Source organism: Pseudomonas sp. NFIX49 (genome assembly GCF_900115915.1).
GTDB lineage: Bacteria > Pseudomonadota > Gammaproteobacteria > Pseudomonadales > Pseudomonadaceae > Aquipseudomonas > Aquipseudomonas pharyngis.
Map to the genome: position 1 here is coordinate 72410 of NZ_FOYE01000004.1, position 20725 is coordinate 93134.

General features: G+C 61.5%; 20 protein-coding genes and 1 tRNA gene. 14 read left to right on the forward strand and 7 right to left on the reverse strand.

Annotated elements, in window-relative coordinates; translation table 11 throughout:
• Position 1: 1 nt before the first annotated feature.
• Complete coding sequence (locus BMZ46_RS12250) at positions 2-271, forward strand: hypothetical protein (RefSeq protein ID WP_219736870.1); 270 nt, start codon at positions 2-4, stop codon at positions 269-271.
• A gap of 65 nt (positions 272-336) precedes the next feature.
• On the opposite strand, the gene BMZ46_RS12255 is transcribed toward BMZ46_RS12250, so the two are convergent.
• A tRNA-Arg gene (locus BMZ46_RS12255) sits at positions 337-413 on the reverse strand.
• Between the two features lie 443 nt (positions 414-856).
• Between BMZ46_RS12255 and gabD the strand changes: the two genes are divergently transcribed.
• From gabD to BMZ46_RS12270, 3 genes are all read left to right on the forward strand, one after another.
• A complete protein-coding gene (gene gabD / locus BMZ46_RS12260; RefSeq protein WP_039772984.1) occupies positions 857-2299 on the forward strand; it encodes an NADP-dependent succinate-semialdehyde dehydrogenase in 1443 nt (480 codons plus the stop codon).
• Between the two features lie 186 nt (positions 2300-2485).
• The gene (gene gabT / locus BMZ46_RS12265) at positions 2486-3763 is read left to right on the forward strand and encodes a 4-aminobutyrate--2-oxoglutarate transaminase (RefSeq protein WP_007957613.1); all 1278 of its coding nucleotides are present in this window, start codon (positions 2486-2488) and stop codon (positions 3761-3763) included.
• Positions 3764-3904: 141 nt separating this feature from the next.
• Positions 3905-5116: a response regulator gene (locus BMZ46_RS12270; RefSeq protein ID WP_039772982.1), complete on the forward strand. Its 1212-nt coding sequence runs from the start codon at positions 3905-3907 to the stop codon at positions 5114-5116.
• A 27-nt stretch (positions 5117-5143) separates the two neighbouring features.
• On the opposite strand, the gene BMZ46_RS12275 is transcribed toward BMZ46_RS12270, so the two are convergent.
• Both BMZ46_RS12275 and desA read right to left on the reverse strand, forming a co-directional pair.
• Positions 5144-6133, reverse strand: coding sequence for a GGDEF domain-containing protein (locus BMZ46_RS12275; RefSeq protein ID WP_064592624.1), 990 nt, complete (start codon positions 6131-6133; stop codon positions 5144-5146).
• 146 nt (positions 6134-6279) lie between these two features.
• On the reverse strand, positions 6280-7464 hold the full coding sequence (gene desA / locus BMZ46_RS12280; protein WP_039772978.1) for a delta-9 fatty acid desaturase DesA: 1185 nt from the start codon (positions 7462-7464) through the stop codon (positions 6280-6282).
• Positions 7465-7611: 147 nt separating this feature from the next.
• Between desA and dibA the strand changes: the two genes are divergently transcribed.
• The 6 genes from dibA (at position 7612) to BMZ46_RS12310 (ending at position 13826) form a co-directional block, all read left to right on the forward strand.
• A complete protein-coding gene (gene dibA / locus BMZ46_RS12285) occupies positions 7612-9531 on the forward strand; it encodes a phosphodiesterase DibA (protein ID WP_074689374.1) in 1920 nt (639 codons plus the stop codon).
• Positions 9532-9721: 190 nt separating this feature from the next.
• A complete protein-coding gene (oscA, locus tag BMZ46_RS12290; RefSeq protein ID WP_039772974.1) occupies positions 9722-9904 on the forward strand; it encodes a sulfur starvation response protein OscA in 183 nt (60 codons plus the stop codon).
• 139 nt (positions 9905-10043) lie between these two features.
• Positions 10044-11057, forward strand: a complete 1014-nt coding sequence (locus tag BMZ46_RS12295) for a sulfate ABC transporter substrate-binding protein (protein ID WP_011331904.1) — start codon at positions 10044-10046, stop codon at positions 11055-11057.
• Positions 11058-11128: 71 nt separating this feature from the next.
• On the forward strand, positions 11129-11947 hold the full coding sequence (gene cysT / locus BMZ46_RS12300) for a sulfate ABC transporter permease subunit CysT (protein WP_007952818.1): 819 nt from the start codon (positions 11129-11131) through the stop codon (positions 11945-11947).
• Positions 11948-11960: 13 nt separating this feature from the next.
• Positions 11961-12833 (forward strand): sulfate ABC transporter permease subunit CysW, encoded by an 873-nt coding sequence (cysW, locus tag BMZ46_RS12305; RefSeq protein ID WP_074689376.1) that lies wholly within the window; start codon positions 11961-11963, stop codon positions 12831-12833.
• A 3-nt stretch (positions 12834-12836) separates the two neighbouring features.
• Positions 12837-13826: a sulfate/molybdate ABC transporter ATP-binding protein gene (locus BMZ46_RS12310; protein ID WP_074689378.1), complete on the forward strand. Its 990-nt coding sequence runs from the start codon at positions 12837-12839 to the stop codon at positions 13824-13826.
• Between the two features lie 123 nt (positions 13827-13949).
• Here BMZ46_RS12310 and BMZ46_RS12315 read toward each other — a convergent pair whose 3' ends face one another.
• Positions 13950-14474: an Mpo1 family 2-hydroxy fatty acid dioxygenase gene (locus tag BMZ46_RS12315; protein WP_074689379.1), complete on the reverse strand. Its 525-nt coding sequence runs from the start codon at positions 14472-14474 to the stop codon at positions 13950-13952.
• 85 nt (positions 14475-14559) lie between these two features.
• Between BMZ46_RS12315 and BMZ46_RS12320 the strand changes: the two genes are divergently transcribed.
• Entirely contained in the window at positions 14560-15243 is a 684-nt protein-coding gene (locus tag BMZ46_RS12320; RefSeq protein ID WP_074689381.1) for a Crp/Fnr family transcriptional regulator, read from the forward strand.
• A 61-nt stretch (positions 15244-15304) separates the two neighbouring features.
• Here the strand turns inward: BMZ46_RS12320 and uraH are convergent, their stop codons facing one another.
• Together uraH and BMZ46_RS12330 are read right to left on the reverse strand one after the other, a co-directional pair.
• Positions 15305-15715: a hydroxyisourate hydrolase gene (gene uraH / locus BMZ46_RS12325; protein WP_074689383.1), complete on the reverse strand. Its 411-nt coding sequence runs from the start codon at positions 15713-15715 to the stop codon at positions 15305-15307.
• 16 nt (positions 15716-15731) lie between these two features.
• Positions 15732-16214 carry a GlcG/HbpS family heme-binding protein gene (locus BMZ46_RS12330; RefSeq protein WP_074689385.1) on the reverse strand — a complete coding sequence of 161 codons (483 nt, stop codon included), beginning with the start codon at positions 16212-16214 and terminating at the stop codon, positions 15732-15734.
• Positions 16215-16350: 136 nt separating this feature from the next.
• On the opposite strand from BMZ46_RS12330, the gene BMZ46_RS12335 reads away from it, so the two are divergent.
• The 3 genes from BMZ46_RS12335 to BMZ46_RS12345 are packed head-to-tail and all read left to right on the forward strand — an operon-like array spanning position 16351 to position 19649.
• The gene (locus BMZ46_RS12335; RefSeq protein WP_039772967.1) at positions 16351-17031 is read left to right on the forward strand and encodes a heavy metal response regulator transcription factor; all 681 of its coding nucleotides are present in this window, start codon (positions 16351-16353) and stop codon (positions 17029-17031) included.
• On the forward strand, positions 17021-18433 hold the full coding sequence (locus BMZ46_RS12340; protein WP_074689387.1) for a heavy metal sensor histidine kinase: 1413 nt from the start codon (positions 17021-17023) through the stop codon (positions 18431-18433). The genes BMZ46_RS12335 and BMZ46_RS12340 overlap by 11 nt, the downstream gene beginning before the upstream one ends.
• The gene (locus tag BMZ46_RS12345) at positions 18426-19649 is read left to right on the forward strand and encodes a type II toxin-antitoxin system HipA family toxin (protein ID WP_074689389.1); all 1224 of its coding nucleotides are present in this window, start codon (positions 18426-18428) and stop codon (positions 19647-19649) included. The genes BMZ46_RS12340 and BMZ46_RS12345 overlap by 8 nt, the downstream gene beginning before the upstream one ends.
• Before the next feature lie 15 nt (positions 19650-19664).
• On the opposite strand, the gene BMZ46_RS12350 is transcribed toward BMZ46_RS12345, so the two are convergent.
• Positions 19665-20669 (reverse strand): AraC family transcriptional regulator, encoded by a 1005-nt coding sequence (locus BMZ46_RS12350; protein WP_074689391.1) that lies wholly within the window; start codon positions 20667-20669, stop codon positions 19665-19667.
• Between the last annotated feature and the right edge of the window lie 56 nt (positions 20670-20725).

Genomic DNA, 20725 nt, shown 5'->3' on the forward strand with positions numbered 1-20725 from the left:
TTTGGCATTGACCCGCAAAAACGCGCACTATCGGGTCATTGCCGATGCGCTGGAGGATGCCGTGGCCCAAAAAATCGACCGCATCGCCCAAATGCTCAACTGCCCGGTAAAGGGTGAGGAACTGCGGCGGGCAGTGACAGAGAGTCGCAAGGAGTTTCTTCTGGCCAAGCAGGCCGAAGAGGATCTGGAGGAAGACGTTCTCGATGATGACTTGATCGAGGACGATGAAGACGATGATGAATACGACGAGTTTGACTGGACGACGGAGTGAGTCGCCAGCCAGCAGGCACAAAAAAGCCCCGGACCTTGCAGTCCGGGGCTTTTTCGTTTTGTTCATGGCGCACCAGGCGGGATTCGAACCCACGACCCCTGCCTTCGGAGGGCAGTACTCTATCCAGCTGAGCTACTGGTGCAGCGGGCGACATCATACCTAGGTCGGCTCGGGGCGTCCATGCCGGGTTTTGGCGTGGATTGTCAGTGCAAGTGTCGGTTGGAAAACCCTGCATTCCATAAAGCTGTAACGTCCTGCAAAAGGCTCGCTTGGCGCTTTGGGGAGGCTGTTCTATGGTTTCCCTGCGATCGGGGCTGTTGGTACGTTGATCTGAAATGTTCAGCAATTGCGGCGTTTTTGTTCTTTTTTTCGAACGCCCTATTGTCCTTCAACCCCTTTGAACCTAGGATTCGTTTGAGATTTCAAACGCTCCTGATCCAGGTGCTGAGCCGCACGCGTTTCGAGTCGTGCGCTATTAATGTGCCAGCCCGGTGAATGATTTCCCTGACGGCAGCCTTGCGAGGCGCCTTTCTACAATCATAATTTTGCTCCGCGCCTTGCGCGGTGCTGTTAAGGAAAGCCGACATGCAGCTTAAAGACACCCAGTTGTTCCGCCAGCAAGCCTTCATCGATGGCGCATGGGTCGACGCGGACAACGGTCAGACGATCAAGGTCAACAACCCGGCCACTGGCGAGATTCTGGGCACCGTGCCGAAGATGGGCGCTGCCGAAACCCGCCGCGCCATCGAAGCCGCCGACAAGGCGCTTCCGGCCTGGCGTGCACTGACCGCCAAGGAGCGTGCAGGCAAACTGCGTCGCTGGTTCGAACTGATGATCGAGAACCAGGATGACCTCGCTCGCCTGATGACCCTCGAACAAGGCAAACCACTGGCCGAAGCCAAGGGCGAAATCGTTTACGCCGCTTCGTTCATCGAGTGGTTCGCCGAAGAAGCCAAGCGCATTTACGGCGACGTGATTCCGGGCCACCAGCCGGACAAGCGCCTGATCGTGATCAAACAACCGATCGGCGTGACCGCTGCCATCACCCCGTGGAACTTCCCGGCGGCGATGATCACTCGTAAGGCAGGTCCTGCGCTGGCCGCCGGTTGCACCATGGTGCTCAAGCCGGCTTCGCAAACTCCGTTCTCCGCATTCGCTCTGGCCGAACTGGCCCAGCGCGCCGGCATCCCCAAAGGTGTGTTCAGCGTGGTCTCCGGCAGCGCCGGCGATATCGGCAGCGAGCTGACCAGCAACCCGATCGTGCGCAAACTGTCCTTCACCGGCTCGACCGAAATCGGTCGTCAACTGATGTCGGAATGCGCCAAGGACATCAAGAAAGTCTCCCTGGAACTGGGCGGCAACGCGCCGTTCATCGTGTTCGACGACGCGGACCTGGATAAGGCCGTCGAAGGCGCGATCATTTCCAAGTACCGCAACAACGGCCAGACCTGCGTCTGCGCCAACCGTCTGTACATTCAGGATTCGGTCTACGACGCGTTCGCCGAGAAGCTGAAAGTGGCAGTCGCCAAGCTGAAGATCGGCAACGGTCTGGAAGAAGGCACCACCACCGGCCCGCTGATCGACGAGAAAGCCGTGGCCAAGGTGCAAGAGCACATCGCTGACGCGGTGAGCAAAGGCGCAACCGTTCTGGCCGGTGGCAAGCCGATGGAAGGCAACTTCTTCGAGCCGACCATCCTGACCAACGTGCCGAAAGACGCGGCGGTGGCCAAGGAAGAAACCTTCGGTCCGCTGGCGCCGCTGTTCCGCTTCAAAGACGAAGCCGAAGTGATCGCGATGTCGAACGACACCGAGTTCGGTCTGGCCTCGTACTTCTACGCTCGCGACCTGGGCCGTGTGTTCCGTGTGGCTGAAGCCCTGGAATACGGCATGGTCGGCGTCAACACCGGGCTGATCTCCAACGAAGTCGCGCCGTTCGGCGGCATCAAGGCCTCGGGCCTGGGTCGTGAAGGCTCCAAGTACGGCATCGAAGATTACCTGGAAATCAAATACCTCTGCCTGGGCATCTAAGCCTCGGTAGAAGATCGCTGTAAACGCAAAGGGCACGAGAGCGCTGTCCCTTTGCGTCGTTTCAAACCGGAATTTTCTCTGCGGCCGGGAACGCCGTGGCAGTCGATCATCGCATGCTGCCGCCGCCGATTCCTCCCGCTTTATCCTTGAACCACGCCGCCCGATGAGCGGCGAATGAGGACTGCAATGAGCAAGACTAACGCTGAACTGATGGCCCGTCGTACCGCAGCTGTTCCACGTGGTGTTGGCCAGATTCACCCGATCTTCGCCGAGTCCGCGAAGAACGCGACCGTGACCGACGTTGAAGGTCGTGAATTCATCGACTTCGCCGGCGGCATCGCCGTACTGAACACCGGCCACGTGCACCCGAAAATCATCGCCGCCGTGACCGAGCAGCTGAACAAGCTGACCCACACCTGCTTCCAGGTGCTGGCTTACGAGCCGTACGTCGAGCTGTGCGAGAAAATCAACGCTCGCGTACCGGGCGACTTCGCCAAGAAAACCCTGCTGGTGACCACTGGTTCCGAAGCCGTTGAAAACGCCGTCAAGATCGCCCGTGCCGCCACTGGCCGCGCTGGCGTGATCGCCTTCACCGGCGCTTACCACGGTCGCACCATGATGACCCTGGGCCTGACCGGTAAAGTCGTGCCTTACTCGGCCGGCATGGGCCTGATGCCAGGCGGCATCTTCCGCGCGCTGTACCCGAACGAACTGCACGGCGTGAGCATCGACGACTCGATCGCTTCCATCGAACGCATCTTCAAGAACGACGCCGAGCCGAAAGACATCGCCGCGATCATCATCGAGCCTGTGCAGGGTGAAGGTGGTTTCTACGTCGCACCGAAAGAGTTCATGAAGCGTCTGCGTGCCCTGTGCGACCAGCACGGCATCCTGCTGATCGCTGACGAAGTGCAGACCGGCGCTGGCCGTACCGGCACCTTCTTCGCCATGGAACAGATGGGCGTTGCTGCCGATCTGACCACCTTCGCCAAATCCATCGCTGGCGGCTTCCCGCTGGCCGGTGTGTGCGGCAAGGCCGAATACATGGACGCCATCGCACCAGGCGGCCTGGGCGGCACCTACGCCGGTAGCCCGATCGCTTGCGCCGCGGCCCTGGCCGTGATGGAAGTGTTCGAAGAAGAAAAACTGCTGGACCGCTGCAAGGCTGTCGGCGAGCGTCTGGTCACCGGCCTGAAAGCCATCCAGGCCAAGTACCCGGTGATCGGCGAAGTCCGTGCCCTGGGCGCCATGATCGCGGTCGAGCTGTTCGAAAACGGCGACAGCCACAAGCCAAACCCGACCGCCGTCGCGGCTGTCGTGGCCAAGGCGCGTGACAAGGGCCTGATCCTGCTGTCCTGCGGCACCTACGGCAACGTGCTGCGCGTCCTGGTACCGCTGACCTCGCCGGACGAGCAACTGGACAAAGGCCTGGCGATCATCGAAGAGTGCTTCTCGGAGCTGTAATCCGCAGCACCGTGTGATCGGATCGACAAAAAACCCGCTTCGGCGGGTTTTTTCATGCCGGGAGAAACACCTGCGCGGTTTTCAGGTTGTACCGAAACGCCAGCATTGGCTAAGGTTCAAGCATTGCAAGGGAGGGCGAGCATGACGGCCGTCGATTTACCCGCTGTACCAAGAGTCCTGATTGCCGAGGCCGACCCGTGGTCTCGTGACCTGCTCAAACAAGTGTTGCTGAATGTGCGTTGCGACGCGCGGCTGGATCTGTGCGCCGATGGCCAGGAGGCAATGACGCTGCTCAGCGAAGTGCCCTATGACCTGGCGATCGTCGACTGGGAGTTGCCCGGCGTCGATGGCTTGAACGTATTGCGCAGCGTGCGCCAGCGCAAACGCAACCCGCCGCTGCCGTTCATTCTGATGAGCAGTCGCAACGACAGCGCCAGCGTGCGCGAAGCCTTGCCGCTGGCGCCGACCGCCTACCTGGCCAAACCCCTGAACATGGAAAGCCTGACCGAGCGTTTGCAGGGACTGCTGCTGAACGCCGGTGAGGAAGTGTTCTGCGAAGTACCGGCGCTGGCGCCGGGCATGACATTGTCGGTGTTCCTCGAACGCCGCCGCGAGCAGGCCGACGGCGCGCCGCTGATGACCGACGTGCAGGTGGCGGTCAAGCGCAGCCTCAATCCCAACGGGCTGGATCTGAAGCTGCTGGAAGAGGAAATTCGCACCGACCCGCAGATCACCGCCGTGTTGATCGCCGCCGCCAACAGCGCCGCCCAGCACCACGGTGCGCCAGTACAGACCCTGGCGCAGGCGCTGCATCGCCTGGGCACCGGCCAAAGCATGAACCTGATCCTTGGCCTGGCACTCAAGCGCAGCGCCCGGCTCAGCGACCCGTGTCTGGCCGACTACGCCGAGCGCTATTGGGGCCTGTCGCTGCACACCGCCGAGTACGCCCGCACGCTGGCGCGGTTGCTCGATCTGGATCAGGAGCGCTGCTACTGCGCCGGGATGCTCCATCGTCTCGGCGATCTGGCGTTGCTGCGTTGTCTTCAAGAGTGGAAGCAGGCCGGCGGCGAGCTGGATGAGCTGGAGGAAGTCGGCGATGCGCTGGCCGAATTCGGTGCGGCCTATGGTTCGGCGCTGCGCACTCGCTGGCGTTTGCCGCTGGAGTTGCGCGAGCTGATTGCCTCGGTCTACCAGCTCGGTGGCGGGGTGTATTCCCGCGAGGCATTGGTGATGAACATGGCGGCGCAGATGGCGCGGCTGACCGAGCATGAGGGCGTTGAGGAGCTGGCGAAGAGCCGCACGGCGCGCTTGCTCAAAATCGGCTTGCCGGAGCTGATGCGGATGCGCAAATAGCGGCTTGATTGCGCATCCGCTCTTGAATCAGGCGGAAATGATCCGGTTCTTGCCCTGCCGTTTGGCCTCGTACATCGCCGCGTCTGCGCGGGCGAACAGGGTGTCGAGGCTTTCATCTTCCGGGGTGAGGCTGGTCAGGCCCTGGCTGACGGTGATACCGAACGTCTGTTCACCGTGATTGAAACTCAGCCGCTGGATTTCCCGTTGCAGCCGTTCGGCCACCTGCATCGCCATGTCCGGCGCACAGCCCGGGAAAACCGCAGCGAATTCCTCACCGCCAATCCGCCCGAACAGGTCTCCCCGGCGTAACGAGGCACGACCGCATTCGGCGATTCGTTGCAGCACGTTGTCGCCTTCCGGGTGGCCGTAGGTGTCGTTGATCACTTTGAAGTCATCGATGTCCAGCAGCAGGAATGCCATTTGCGCGCCTTGCAGGCGGGCTTGTTCAAATTCCCGGTGGGCGCATTCGAAGAAGTGCCGGCGATTGCTGCTCTGGGTCAGCACGTCGGTGGTGGCCAGGCGTTGCAGTTCGGTTTCCATCTGCTTCTTGTCGGTGATGTCTTCGGCGATGCCGACGATGATCACCGGTTGCCCCGGTTCGTCCTGACGATTGATGAAGCACTTGTCGCTGACCCAGCGAACCTGGCCGTCGGCGGCGATGATCCGGTATTCACGGTCTTCCACGGCGCCTTTGTGCAGTACTTCGGCGAGGCTGCGTTCGGCGTATTCAAGATCATCCGGGTAGATGCTGTCGCGCCACTGGTTGTAGTCGGCCAGCAACAGGCCGGCGGAACGACCGAAGATCCGCTCGTAAGCGGGGCTGACGTACAACACCTGACGGGTTTCCCAGTTGAAGGCCCAAAGCACGGCGTTGACGCTGACCAGCAGCGAACTGAACAGCTGCTCGCGTTCGCTGAGCCGGGCGACTTCGCCCTGGGCGTGCATCAATGCCATCAGGGTTTGCGCGGCCTCGGGCCACTGGGGAGGGGATGAGTCTTTTTGATTGTTGTTGACCATCGACACGAATCTCAAAGGGCGTGCCGATCAATCGACAACGGCCACGGGAAAACCCGCCGGGGGTGGCGAAGTGTCTTTGAGATAGGGGATCGAGGGTGAAGTTCCGAAGGGTGCGCACGGGAACCGGGCGCACCGATCAACGGCACTCAGGCGGCGACAGGGCGCAGCGAGTAGGTTTTCAACTGGTCAGCGAATTCGCGCAGGGACTGGATGCCGCTGGCCTCGGCCTCGTGTACCCATTCCTTGATGGCGGCGAGCATGTCGTGGCCATTTGCGCTGGTCTTGACCCAGATCTGCTGCAGGGCCAGGCGTTTCTCGTAGATTACCTTCAGCGCCTGGCTGTGCTCGAGCATGTTCTGGATGCGCGCGTGGTGGCGATCTTCCAGCAGACTGGTTTCCCGCGAGAGCAGGCGTTTGGCCCGGTGGAACTGGTGGCGTACCGAATGATCGACCTTGGCCAGTTCCTGCTTGACCAGCGGGCCGATCACCAGCTTGCGGTACTGGGCCATGATCTGGAAGCGGTTGTTGAGGATCGCCATGGCGGTGTCCATGTCCAGGCTGCCCTTGCCTTCGACGCGGTGGGCGATCGGCGCGACCCGCTGGACCTTGGCCAGACGCAGGAAGCTGAAGACCTGGATCCAGGCCCAGCCGAGGTCGAACTCCCACTTCTTGACCGACAGCTTGGCCGAGTTGGGGTAGGTGTGATGGTTGTTGTGCAGTTCTTCGCCGCCGATCAGGATGCCCCAAGGCACCAGATTGGTCGCCGCGTCGCGGCATTCGAAGTTGCGGTAGCCGACGGCATGGCCGAGACCGTTGACCACGCCGGCCGCCCAGACCGGGATCCACATCATCTGGATCGCCCAGATGGTGATGCCGATGGTGCCGAACAGCAGCAGGTCGACGACGGCCATGATCGCCACGCCCAGCAGCCGGTAGCGGCTGTAGAGGTTGCGCTCGATCCAGTCTTCGGGGCAGTTCTTGCCGTAGATGCGCAGGGTTTCCGGGTTCTGCGCTTCTTCGCGGTACAGCTCGGCACCTTTGCGCAGGACGGTGGAAAGACCCTTGACGACCGGGCTGTGCGGGTCGTCTTCGGTTTCGCATTTGGCGTGGTGTTTGCGGTGGATGGCAGTCCACTCACGGGTGTTCTGCGCCGTGGTCAGCCACAGCCAGAAACGGAAGAAATGCTTCAGCCCGGCATTCAGCTCCAGGGAGCGATGGGCCGAGTAGCGGTGCAAGTAGACCGTGACGGCAACGATCGTCACGTGGGTCATCACCAGGGTGACGGCGACCAGCGACCAGGCCGACAAGCCAAGAAAACCTTCGTACCACATAGGCTATAGGGCCCTCGATAAAGAAAAAAACAGCCGTTGCATTATCACCAAGCACACAGATAAAACCAGTCGCCCTTTCAGATAAGAGATGGCTGGATGTTTCTTGACCTATAATCCCGACATTTTTGTAGGGACATGGACGGCCGAATGTCTGCCACATACCGCGATGCCTTGCGTGCAGCGCTGCTTTACCTGGTCCTTGCCGTGGTCTGGCTGCAAGGTACTGGTTATTTATTGAACAGTTTCTTCGATAGCTCTGACGAGTTGCTGCGCTGGCAACTGATCAACGGCTACCTGTTCGTGGCGCTCAGCGCCGGGTTGATCTTCCTGGCCCGGGCGCGGCTGTTCGAATGCCTGGGCATCGGCGCCCGATTGCGTGAACGCCAGGCGGATCGCGAACGCCTGCGTCAGGCCGCTGCGGTATTCGATTGCACCCGCGAAGGCGTGCTGGTCACGGACCGGCAGGGGCTGATCGTGCACGTCAATCGCGCGTTCATGGAAATCACCGGTTATCAGCGCGATGAAGTCATCGGCCAGCAGCCCAGCCTGTTCAAGTCCGGGCATCATCCGCCGGGGTTCTATCAAGCGATGTTCGCTTCTTTACAGGCGCGGGACGAATGGAGCGGCGAGATCTGGAACCGGCGCAAGAGCGGTGAAATCTACCCGCAATGGCAGACGATCCGGGTCATTCGTGACGATGACAACCGGCTCAGCCATTACGTCGCGGTGTTTTCCGACATCAGCGCGATCAAGGATTCCGAGCACGAACTCAAGCACCTGGCCCACCACGATCCGCTGACCGACCTGCCCAACCGCCTGCTGTTCAGCGACCGCGCCGAACAGGCGCTGGCATCGGCGCAGACCCACAAGCGCGGCTGCGCGCTGCTGATGATCGATCTGGACCATTTCAAACTGATCAACGACAGCCTCGGCCACACCATCGGTGACCGTTTGCTCAAGGCGGTCGCGGCGCGTTTGCAGGCGTTGTTCGGGCCGGGCATCACCCTGGCGCGGCTGGGCGGCGATGAATTCGCGGTTCTGCTGGAAAGTTGTCCACAGCCGGCACAGGCGGCAGCGCTGGCTCAGCGTATTCTCGATGCGCTCAAGGAGCCGTTCTGCCTCGACGGCCATGAACTGTTCATCAACGCCAGCCTCGGCATCAGCCTGTTTCCCAGCGATGCACTGAGTGCCGAACAGCTGTTGCGCAACGCCGATGCGGCGCTGTTCAAGGCCAAGAGCAGCGGCCGCAATGGCTACGCGCTGTACACCGAAGAGCTCACGGCTCACGCCCAGCAGCGGGTCGAAATCGCCTTCGAGTTGCGCCGCGCGCTGGAGCAGCAGGAACTGCGGGTCTACTACCAACCGGTGCACGACCTGCAAACCAGTCGCCTGATCGGCGTCGAGGCGCTGGTGCGTTGGGAGCATCCGCAGCGGGGCCTGGTGTCGCCGGCGGAGTTCATCCCGATTGCCGAGCGTACCGGGCTGATCTCGGAAATCGACGCCTGGGTCATGCAGCAGGCCTGCCGGCAGATGTGCCAATGGCAGCAGGCCGGGGTGGTGCTGTCGTTTGTCGCGGTGAACGTGTCCTCGCGGTTATTCGCTCGCCGCGAGTTGTATCAGCAGGTGGCGCAGGTGCTGCACGAGACCGGCCTGGATCCGGCCTATCTGGAGCTGGAAGTCACCGAAAGCGCGGTGATGGACGATCCGGAGGTCGCACTGGAACAGATGCACCGTCTGCGCGAGCTGGGCATTCGTCTGGCCATCGATGACTTCGGTACCGGTTATTCGTCGCTGTTGCGGCTCAAGCGCCTGCCGGTGCAGAAGCTGAAGATCGATCAGGGTTTCGTCGCCGGCCTGCCGTGGGACGAGGACGATGCGGCGATCGTCCGGGTGATCATCGCCCTGGCCCGCAGCATGGGCATGCAGGTGCATGCCGAGGGCATCGAGCAGGTGGAACAGGCCGCGTTCCTGCTGGAGCAGGCCTGTGATCTGGGGCAGGGCTACTGGTTTGGGCGGCCGGTCCCGGAAGCGCAAGTCGACTGGAACCGGGCGCCCTTGATCGGTTGATGACGGCGTACGGCGGGTTTGCCGGCGGGCAAATCCGCCGCAAACCCTTGCTGCATCACATAATGTTTTCCAGTTATATAAACATTCTTAAATAGTCTTTTTAAGAATATCCAAAGCTCTCTTATATTGCTCCCACGCCGAACGCAGTGCCGCCCACTGCCAGGCATATCCCATACAAAGGAGCAGCACCATGAGCGCATCCCTGCGTAGCGTTGACGGTCAGGACGAAAGCACCATTTTGCGCGAAATCCAGAGCGCCTTGCGCGACCTGCGTTTCGGCGCGGTGGAAATCACTGTGCATAACGCCCAGGTGGTCCAGATCGAACGCAAAGAGAAATTCCGCTTGCAGCAACCGGGCAACAAACCGAGCTGAACCCAGAAAGATTCCAGCCTGCGCCCGCTCTTGCCGGGGATCAATGCAAGAGTGGGCGCAGGCGGTGATCTTTACAGGCAACCCGATTTTCGCAATCCATAAGAAAAAGCCACCACCAAGAATTCCAGGAGCTTTCACCATGTCGTCGATTCGCCGTTACGCTTTGGCCGCCCTGGCCAGTGCTGTGTTTGCCGGTTCCGCGGTTGCCAAGGATTACGAACTGCTCAACGTGTCGTATGACCCGACGCGCGAGCTGTATCAGGATTACAACGCCGAATTCGTGAAGTACTGGCAGTCGGAGCACGCCGGCGACACTGTGAAAATCCAGCAATCCCACGGCGGTTCGGGCAAGCAGGGCCGTGCGGTGATCGACGGTCTGCGCGCCGACGTCGTGACCCTGGCCCTGGCCGGCGACATCGACGAAATCGCCAAGCTCGGCAAGACCCTGCCGGCCGACTGGCAGAAGCGTCTGCCGGACGCCAGCACTCCTTACACCTCGACCATCGTGTTCCTGGTGCGCAAGGGCAACCCGAAAGGCATCAAGGACTGGGGCGATCTGATCAAGAATGACGTCTCGGTGATCACCCCGAACCCGAAAACCTCCGGCGGTGCGCGCTGGAACTTCCTCGCGGCGTGGGCCTACGGCCTGAAAGCCAACGGCGGCAACGAAGCCAAAGCCAAGGAATACGTACAAACCCTGTTCAAACACGTACCGGTTCTGGACACCGGCGCCCGTGGCTCGACCATCACCTTCGTCAACAACGGTCAGGGTGACGTGTTGCTGGCCTGGGAAAACGAAGCCTTCCTGGCGCTGAAAGAAGACGGCGGCAAGGACAAGTTCGACATCGTCGTGCCTTCGCTGTCGATCCTCGCCGAACCACCGGTGGCTGTGGTCGACAAGAACGCCGAGAAGAAGGGCAACGAGCAGATCGCCGAAGCCTACCTCAAGCACCTGTACAGCCCGGCCGGTCAGGAAATCGCGGCGAAGAACTTCTACCGCCCGCGTGACAAGGACGTGGCCGCCAAGTACGCCCAGCAGTTCCCGAAACTGGAGCTGGTGACCATCGACAAGGACTTCGGCGGCTGGAAAACCGCACAGCCGAAATTCTTCAACGACGGTGGCGTGTTCGACCAGATCTATCAGGCGCAGTAATCTGAAATAGGTCATAAACGAGCCCCGATTTAACCGTCGGGGCTTTGTGCGTTCTCAAACCAAGGACTTTTATGTCGCGTCGTATCTCCCCCGTCATACCCGGCTTCGGGCTGACGCTGGGCTACACCTTGGTGTACCTCAGCCTGATTGTGCTAATCCCGCTGGCGGCGATGTTCGTCCACGCCGCCCAACTCACCTGGGATCAGTTCTGGACGATCATCTCCGCGCCCCGCGTGCTCGCCGCATTGAAGCTGAGCTTCGGCACCGCGCTGTGCGCCGCGATCATCAACGGCATCATCGGCACGTTGCTGGCCTGGGTGCTGGTGCGTTACACGTTCCCGGGGCGCAAGGTGATCGACGCGATGATCGATCTGCCGTTCGCCTTGCCGACCGCCGTGGCCGGTATTGCGCTGACGGCGCTGTACACCCCGACCGGACTGGTCGGGCAGTTCGCCGCCGACCTCGGTTTCAAGATCGCCTACACCCCGCTCGGGATTACTTTGGCGCTGACCTTCGTGACGTTGCCGTTCGTGGTGCGCACGGTGCAACCGGTGCTGGCCGACATCCCGCGTGAAGTCGAAGAAGCGGCCGCCTGCCTCGGTGCCAAACCGTTGCAGGTGTTCCGTCACATTCTGCTGCCGGCGCTGTTGCCGGCCTGGCTGACCGGTTTTGCCCTGGCGTTTGCCCGGGGTGTCGGCGAGTACGGTTCGGTGATTTTCATCGCCGGCAACATGCCGATGAAAACCGAGATCCTGCCGCTGCTGATCATGGTCAAGCTCGACCAGTACGATTACACCGGCGCTACCTCCATCGGCGTGTTGATGCTGGTGGTTTCCTTCGTCCTGTTGCTGCTGATCAACTTGCTGCAGCGGCGCATCGAAACCCCATAAGGAGGCGCGAACCATGTCCCAATCGTCTATTGCGGCCGCTTCCTCGGCCAACGCCGCCCGCCGTGGCAGCGCCACTTCGCGGCGGATCCTGATCGGCCTCGGCTGGCTGATTTTCTTCCTGTTTCTGCTGCTGCCGCTGTTCATCGTGGTGTCGCAGGGATTGAAGAACGGCCTCGGTGCATTCTTCACTGCGATCTTTGAACCGGATGCCTTGTCGGCGCTGAAACTCACCGTGATCGCGGTGCTGGTGTCGGTGCCGCTGAACCTGGTGTTCGGTGTCAGCGCCGCGTGGTGCGTGAGCAAGTACTCGTTCCGCGGCAAGAGCATGCTGGTGACGCTGATCGACCTGCCGTTCTCGGTATCACCGGTGATCGCCGGTCTGGTCTACGTGTTGATGTTCGGCGCCCAGGGCCTGTTCGGGTCGTGGCTGCAGGATCACGACATCCAGATCGTCTTCGCCCTGCCGGGCATCGTGCTGGCGACGATCTTCGTCACCGTGCCGTTTGTGGCCCGTGAACTGATCCCGCTGATGCAGGAACAAGGCACTCAGGAAGAGGAAGCCGCGCGCCTGCTCGGCGCCAATGGCTGGCAGATGTTCTGGCATGTGACCGTCCCCAACATCAAATGGGGCCTGATCTATGGCGTGGTGCTGTGTACTGCGCGGGCCATGGGTGAGTTCGGTGCGGTGTCGGTGGTTTCCGGGCACATTCGCGGGGTGACCAACACCTTGCCGCTGCACGTCGAGATCCTCTACAACGAATACAACCACGTGGCCGCGTTCGCCGTGGCGAGCCTGTTGCTGATCCTGGCGCTCTTCATCCTGCTGCTCAAGCAGTGGAGCGAAAACCGTATCAACCGCCTGCGCGCCAGCGCCGCGGAGGAATAATTCATGTCGATCGAAGTGCGTAACGTCAGCAAGAATTTCAATGCGTTCAAGGCGCTGGACAACATCAGCCTGGACATCCACAGCGGTGAACTGGTGGCGCTGCTCGGCCCGTCCGGCTGCGGCAAGACCACCTTGCTGCGCATCATTGCCGGTCTGGAAACCCCGGATAACGGCAACATCGTGTTCCACGGCGAAGACGTGTCCGGCCATGACGTGCGGGATCGCAACGTCGGTTTCGTGTTCCAGCACTACGCCCTGTTCCGCCACATGACCGTGTTCGACAACGTCGCGTTCGGCCTGCGCATGAAACCGAAAAACCAGCGCCCGAACGAAAGCCAGATCGCGACCAAGGTCCACGAGCTGCTGAACATGGTGCAACTGGACTGGCTGTCGGATCGTTATCCGGAGCAACTGTCCGGCGGCCAGCGTCAGCGTATCGCCCTGGCCCGCGCCCTGGCGGTAGAGCCGAAAGTGCTGCTGCTCGATGAGCCGTTCGGCGCCCTCGACGCCAAGGTGCGTAAAGAGCTGCGCCGCTGGCTGGCGCGCCTGCACGAAGACATCAACCTGACCTCGGTGTTCGTGACCCACGACCAGGAAGAGGCGATGGAAGTGGCTGACCGCATCGTGGTGATGAACAAGGGTGTGATCGAGCAGATCGGCTCACCGGGCGACGTCTACGAAAACCCGGCCAGCGATTTCGTCTATCACTTCCTCGGCGACTCGAACCGTCTGCATCTGGGCGATGACAACCACGTGCTGTTCCGCCCGCACGAAGTGTCGCTGTCGCGGCATGAACTGGAGGATCACCACGCCGCTGAAGTCCGCGATATCCGGCCGCTGGGTGCGACCACGCGGGTGACGTTGAAGGTTGAGGGCCAGGCTGATCTGATCGAGGCGGAAGTGGTGAAAGACCACGACAGCCTGACCGGGTTGGCGAAAGGGGAGACATTGTTCTTCAAGCCGAAGGTCTGGCAGAAAGTCGCCAACGTTTGATCTCGCTCGTTCCCACGCTTTGCGTGGGAACGCCGCTATGGACGCTCCGCGTCCACTGTGACGCGGAGCGTCACGGGATGCATTCCCACGCAGAGCGTGGGAACGAGCGAGCCGGGCAGTGGTTCAGACCGCCGCGCGATGCGGATTAACCCGCACCACACCTGCCCGTGCCTCGATCTGCTCTTTCAGCTCATGCCGCATCCCGAGCATGAACGCCAGTTCCGCCACCACAAACAGCGGCCCGACAATCAACCCGCTCAAGTCATCGACGAACGCCGGTTTGCGCCCTTCGTAGTGGTGCCCGACAAACTGGATAACCCAGCCAATCACGAACATCGCCAGACCGCTGCTGAGCCAGACCATGGTGCTCTGCTGCGCCAGGGCATGCCCGGCCCAGACCGACAGCCCCATCAACACGGTCATCAACACCCCGAGTTTCAGCTCCAGGCGCAGGTAAAACCACGCCGAAGCGAGGGCGGCGATCACCGCCGGGGAGATCCACAATCCGCCCACCGACCATTCCGGCCGCGACAACAGCACGGCCACCGCCACCACAATCAGCGGAATCCCGATAAAGTGGCTGGCGATATTGCGCGGGTCACGGTGGTAAGCGGCGTATTGACTCAAATGATCGACGAGGCTTTTCATTGTTGTTCCTCCTGTAGGGTGATCGAATCATGCCCCGGGTTCACGGCTCGCTCTGTCAGGCAGGCGACAATCTTTCGGAGAACGCATGGATAAGGTCTGGCGTGAGCGCCTGCTGACCGGGCAATGGTTCAGTCATCTGCCCTCGTCCTTTCAGGATAGTCTGCTGGCGGCGGCCCGGGAGCGGCGGCTGGCGGCGGGGCAGCGCTTGTTCAAGCGCGGTGATGCGCCGTGCGGGCTGTACGCGGTGCTCGATGGCGCGGTACGCATCGGCGCGGTCAGCGAGCAGGGCAAGGAGGCGTTGCTGAGTCTGGTGGAGGCGCCGCACTGGTTCGGCGAAATCTGCCTGTTCGACGGCCAGCCCCGCACCCACGATGCCTACGCGGTCGGGCCCTGCACGCTGCTGAACATTCCCCAGGCCACGCTGCTGAAACTGCTCGACGAGCAACCTGTTTATTGGCGGCATCTCGCTCTGTTGATGAGCCACAAGCTGCGCCTGACCTTCATCAACCTCGAACAGCTGAGCCTGCTGCCGGCCCCGGCACGTCTGGCTCATCGCTTGCTGATGATCGCCGAGGGCTATGGCGAACTGGACCCGCCGCGCCGCGTGCTGCAACTGCCTCAGGAGCAGTTGGCGTCGATGCTGTCGCTGTCGCGGCAGACCACCAACCAGATCCTCAAGGAGTTGCAGGGGCAGGGGATTATCGGCTTGAGTTATGGCGAGATCGAAATCCTCGACGCTGTGCGACTGCGCGCGCTGGCGACCCTCTGAAGAACACGGGTTTCCCTGTGGGAGCGGGCTTGCCCGCTCCCACATTGGATCGATGTTGTTTTTACGAACCGCGATAAGTGGAGAAGCCATAAGGGCTCAGCAGCAGCGGAATGTGGTAGTGCTGATCCGTCTGCTTCACTTTAAAGATCACCGGAATCTCCGGGAAAAACGTCTCGTGCTTGGTCTTCTCGAAGTACTCACCGGTCTTGAACACCACCCGATACTCACCGGCTTCGAACGGTTTGTTCGCCGGGAACAGTTCGGCGATCCGCCCCTGTTCATTGGTGGTGCCCTGCGCCAGCGGCTGCCAGTCCTGGCCCACGTGGCGTTCCAGCGTCACGTTGATGCCCGGCGACGGCAGGCCGTTTTCCAGATTGAGTACGTGTACGCTCAGCGGGTTGCCGGCGGCGAGTGCCAGACTCGAAAAAGCGCTCAGGCCAAGCGCGGTGAAAGTCATGCGCAGTGGGGTCATGGTGATGCTCCTGGGGTCAAGTACGGTTGATGGACAGGCCGACGATGTCGGCAGCCTTGATTGCGCAGTTTTCGTCCTGCTCGCCGCCGCCGGAACCGGCCACGCCCATGGCGCCGACCAGTTCTTTCCCGGCAAACAGAGGGATGCCACCGCCTAGCAACAGCAACTCATCGAGGGTGTTGAGGTTGGCGGTTTCCGGGTTGCTGCGGGCGCGCTCGGCGAACAACCGGGTCGGGGTTTTCGTCGACAGCGCGGTGTAGGCCTTGCGTTGGCTGGCGACGGTGTTGTGCGGGCCGATACCGTCGCCGCGCAAGGTCACCAACAGGTTGCCGCCACGGTCGAGCACCGACACCGTGCCGGTGCAGGTTTCCAGCGCTGTGTCGGCCAGCAGCCGTGCGGTTTTCAGATCGAGGTCGGCGTGATGGGGCAGCTCAGGCGCGGCGATTGCGGCAGTGCCGAAGCTGATTGCCAGGCTGGCGATCAAGTATTTAGCGGTCATGGGCAGGCTCCTGAAGCGAAGGCCACCACCTTATCCGCCGGTCCCCGTCGAAACCTCGTCAGTCGGATTACAAGTTTGTAATGGGCAACGTCGCCGAAGGGGCCTAGCCTGTGTCTCTGATCAATCGAGGTGTGCCATGCGTTTGCTGGTCGTAGAAGATGAAGCCAAAACCGCGAACTTCATCGCCAAAGGGCTGGGTGAGTCGGGTTTTGCCGTGGACGTGGCGCTGAATGGCCTCGACGGTCGCTACTTTATTGAGCAGCAGGAATATGACCTGATCATCCTCGACGTGATGCTGCCGGGCCTCAACGGCTGGCAACTGCTGCAGCTGATCCGCCAGCGCGGCGCCACGCCGGTGCTGTTCCTGACGGCGAAGGACGCCATCGAAGACCGCGTGCGCGGCCTCGAACTGGGGGCCGATGACTATTTGCTCAAGCCGTTCGCCTTCGCCGAATTGCTCGCGCGGGTGCGCACGTTGTTGCGGCGCGGGCCGATGCGCGAGGCCGAGTCGTACAGCATCGCCGACCTGGAAATCGACGTGCTGCGCCGCCGGGTCAGCCGGGGCGGCCAGCGCATCGCCCTGACCAACAAGGAATTCGCCCTGCTGCATCTGCTCGCCAGCCGTCAGGGTGAAGTGCTGTCGCGCACGCTGATCGCTTCGCAGGTGTGGAACCTGAATTTCGACAGCGATACCAACATGGTCGAAGTCGCGGTGCGTCGGCTGCGTTCGAAAGTCGATGATCCATACATGCCCAAACTGATCCACACCGTGCGCGGGGTCGGCTATCAACTCGAAGCGCCCGACGATGCGCGCTAGATCCATCGCCTGGCGCCTGGCCCTGGCGTTCGCTGCTGTCTGTGCGCTGGTACTCAGCGCGATTGGCGTGTTCCTGTATCGCTCGCTGGCCTCGGAAATCGCCTGGCGCGACGACATGGCGTTACTCGGTCGTCTGGAACAGGTGCGCGCGCTGCTCGCCGACAGCGACAGCCTCGACGCCCTGCAGGCGCGGCCACGGCTGTACCAGAACATGCTGGGCAACCTCGACAGTCTGCTGCTGGTGCAACGCGCGGACGGCTCGAATGTGATCACGATCAACCCTCGCCAGCGCGCACTGCCGCCCGTGCAGGCCATCCCCCGGGATCAGCCGCCGCAACGCCGTGATGTGCTGACCTGGCAGGCGGCGGACGGTGTCGAGCTGGCCCTGCTGTCAGGTCAGGCCCAAGGGCCGAACGGCGAAGCGCTGACCGTGATTGCCGGCAAGGTGCTGAGCGAGCGCGAACAGATGCTCGGCAGCTATCGCCTGCGCTTGTATCTGGCCGTCGGCCTTGGCGCCTTGCTTGCCTTCACCTTGGGTCTGGTGCTGTTGCGCCGAGGCTTGCGCCCTCTGCGCAAGCTGAGTGAAGCGCTGCGCGGCATCGACCTGCGCAGCCTCGACCAACGCGTTCCCACCGCCGGCACGCCGGCGGAATTGCTGGAGCCGGTGCACGCGCTGAATAGCATGCTGGTGCGGCTGGACGACGGCTTCCAGCGCCTCTCACAGTTTTCCGCCGACCTCGCCCACGAAATCCGCACGCCGTTGCACACCTTGCTCGCCAGCAACGGCCAGGCACTGAATTACCCGCGCAGCAGCACCGAGTATCAGGAAGTGCTGGCGTCGAACATGGAAGAGTTCGAACGGCTCAAACGCATGGCCGAAAACCTGATGTTTCTCGCCCGCGCCGAGCAAGCCGAGCGAGCGCTCGATCTGCGCACGCTGGAACTGCACGAAATCGGCGAAGAGTTGTGCGACTACTTCGAAGCCCTGGCGGATGACCGTGAAATCCGCCTGGAAAACACGCTCAGCGGAGAATTGCTGGCGGATCAGCAACTGCTGCAACGCGCCTTGGGCAACCTGTTGGCCAACGCCGTACGTCATGCCGACGCCGGCTCGGTCATCAGCCTGCGCCGGCGCGATGAGCCAGGCATGTGCTGGCTGCAGGTCCACAACCTCGGTCCGGTTATCGCGGATGAACATCTGGGCAAACTGTTCGACCGCTTCTACCGCGTCGACCCGTCCCGCGCGGAGCCGGGAGATTCCGGCGGCCTAGGACTGGCGATCGTGCAGTCGATCATGCAATTGCATGGTGGGCGGGTGCGGGTGAGTAGTGAAGTTGAGGGAACAGTTTTTGAGCTTGGTTTCCCTCTTGAGGTACCGAGGAGGGTGAATTCTCATGATTGATTTGATTCGGAGTTTGGAAATCACCGTCGCCGGTAGCTCCGTAGGGACACTCGTTCGTGGGCAGTCCGGCATGGAGAGCGTGTTCAGATACTGTGAGGGCGTGAACGCTGAGAATGCTGTTTCGCTAACGATGTCAGCTCGGATGGAAAACTACGGCTGGGAGCGAGGTGTTCATCCGATTTTCGAGATGAATTTGCCAGAAGGGGTATTGCGCGATGAATTGATTCGACGCTTCGGCGAAGCAGTTCGTGACTTCGATGCTTTTGCGTTGCTGGCAATAGTGGGTTCAAGTCAGCTAGGACGGCTGGCAGTAGCCTGCGAATCGGTCACAGATCATCAGCCCGAAACGTTATTGTCCGATCTTTTGATACATGACGGCGTTCATGGCTTGTTTGACAATCTGTTGCACAAACATGGCCAGTATTCCGGTGTTTCAGGCGTGCAGCCTAAGGTGTTGGTACGCGATGGTGTGACAGCCGCTCTTTACCCGATTCACCGAGGCTCCACACATCTGGTCAAAGCCTTCCGTCCCGAAGAGTTTCCTGAGCTGGCGACCAACGAATACTTCTGTATGCGCGCCGCAGCGCTTAGCGGACTTGAAGTGCCAAAGTTTGAATTGAGTGAGCAGGGCAAGTTTCTGGTGGTCGAGCGTTTTGACCTGACTGAGCATGGCTATCTGGGTTTCGAGGACTTTTGCGTACTCAATGGCTGGCCTTCCAGAGCCAAATACGATGGTTCTTACGAAGGCGCTGCCCGACAGATCAAAGCCTTTGTTTCTCCTGCGCTGTTGAGTCAGGCGCTGGAAGCTTTTTTCAAGATCGTGGCGCTGTCAGCGGGACTGAAAAACGGCGATGCGCATCTGAAGAACTTCGGTGTGCTGTATGACCATTGCGGCGCGCAGGCTTCGATCCGGCTAGCCCCGGCTTACGACATCATCACCACATCGGTTTACATCAGGAACGACAGCCTGGCCTTGCTGTTGGGCGGGTCGAAGGCATGGCCCAAGTACAAGGCGCTGATGCGCTTCGGCCGTACGGCGTGCAATCTCACTGAAGGCCGGTGCAATGAACTACTGCAGCAGGTTGTTCATGGCATGCAGACGGCGATGGCGGAAATGCTTGAGCATTGCCGAACCCATCAGGCGTTCGCCGAGGTAGGTACGGCAATGATCGAGCAGTGGGAATCCGGGATTGAGCGCAGTCTGACCAAGGGTTGAGCGACCCATTTGCGCTCAGCGCAACTGATCCCGAAACTGCCCCGGCGTCATCCCCGTCCAGCGTTTGAACGCGCGGCTGAAGCTGCTGGTGTCGGCAAATCCCAACAGGTAACTGACCTCGCTCAGCGAGCATTGCGGATCGCGCAGGTGCAGCAGCGCGAGGTTTTCGCGGCTTTCATTCAGCAGGGTGTCGAAGCGACAACCCTCGTCTGCCAGATGCCGTTGCAGGCTGCGCAGGCTCAGGTGCAGGGCTTGGGCGATGCGTTCGGCGCTGGGTTCGCCTTCGGGCAGTTGTTCTTCGATGGCGTCGCGCACCTTGCGCTCCCAGGTCAGCGGTTTGAGCTGGGCGAGGGTGCGTTTGAGCACCGCTTCGTTGTGCTCGGCCAGTTCCGGGTTGGCGTCGTCCAGGTGGCTGTCGAAGTCGGTGAGGGCGAATTCGATCCGGTCTTCTTCGGCGCAAAAGTGCACCGGCGAGCGGAACACCTTGTGCCATTGATGCGCATCGACCGGTTCCGGGCGACGCAGGTACACCGCCAGTGGCGCGTAGTCGCGGCCCAGGCGATTGCGGCAGGTGCGTACGTAGATGGCGGCAAAGGCGTCGATGGCTTCGAAGGCGGGCGCCGGATTGCCGGTCGGGATTTTCAGGCGAAAGCGGTAGCGGTCCTCGGTGCGGGTCAGCTCCAGTTCCAGCGCGTCGCTGACCACCTGGTGATAACGCACGATCCGCTCGAACACTTCCCGCAGGCTGCCGCTGGCCACTAACGCATAGCCCAGTGCGTGAAAGGTCGTGGGGCTGACGAACCGCGACACCCGCAAGCCGATTGCCGGATCGCCGCTGACCTGCACCGCGATTTCCCACAGGCGTGTGGTGGCGGACAACGGATAGCGGGCGTTCGGGTCGTCCATCAGTTGCGGATCGAGCCCGGCCTGCCGGCACAGGGCAGTGCTGTCCAGCCCCAGCGCGTCGAGTTGCTTGCGCAGGGCGCGGGTCCAGCTGGCGAGAGAAGTCGGTTCCTTCATGCTGATTGGCGCTTCCGGTCAACAGGTTGGCGTTCTCGGCTACCGCGTTTGGAGTC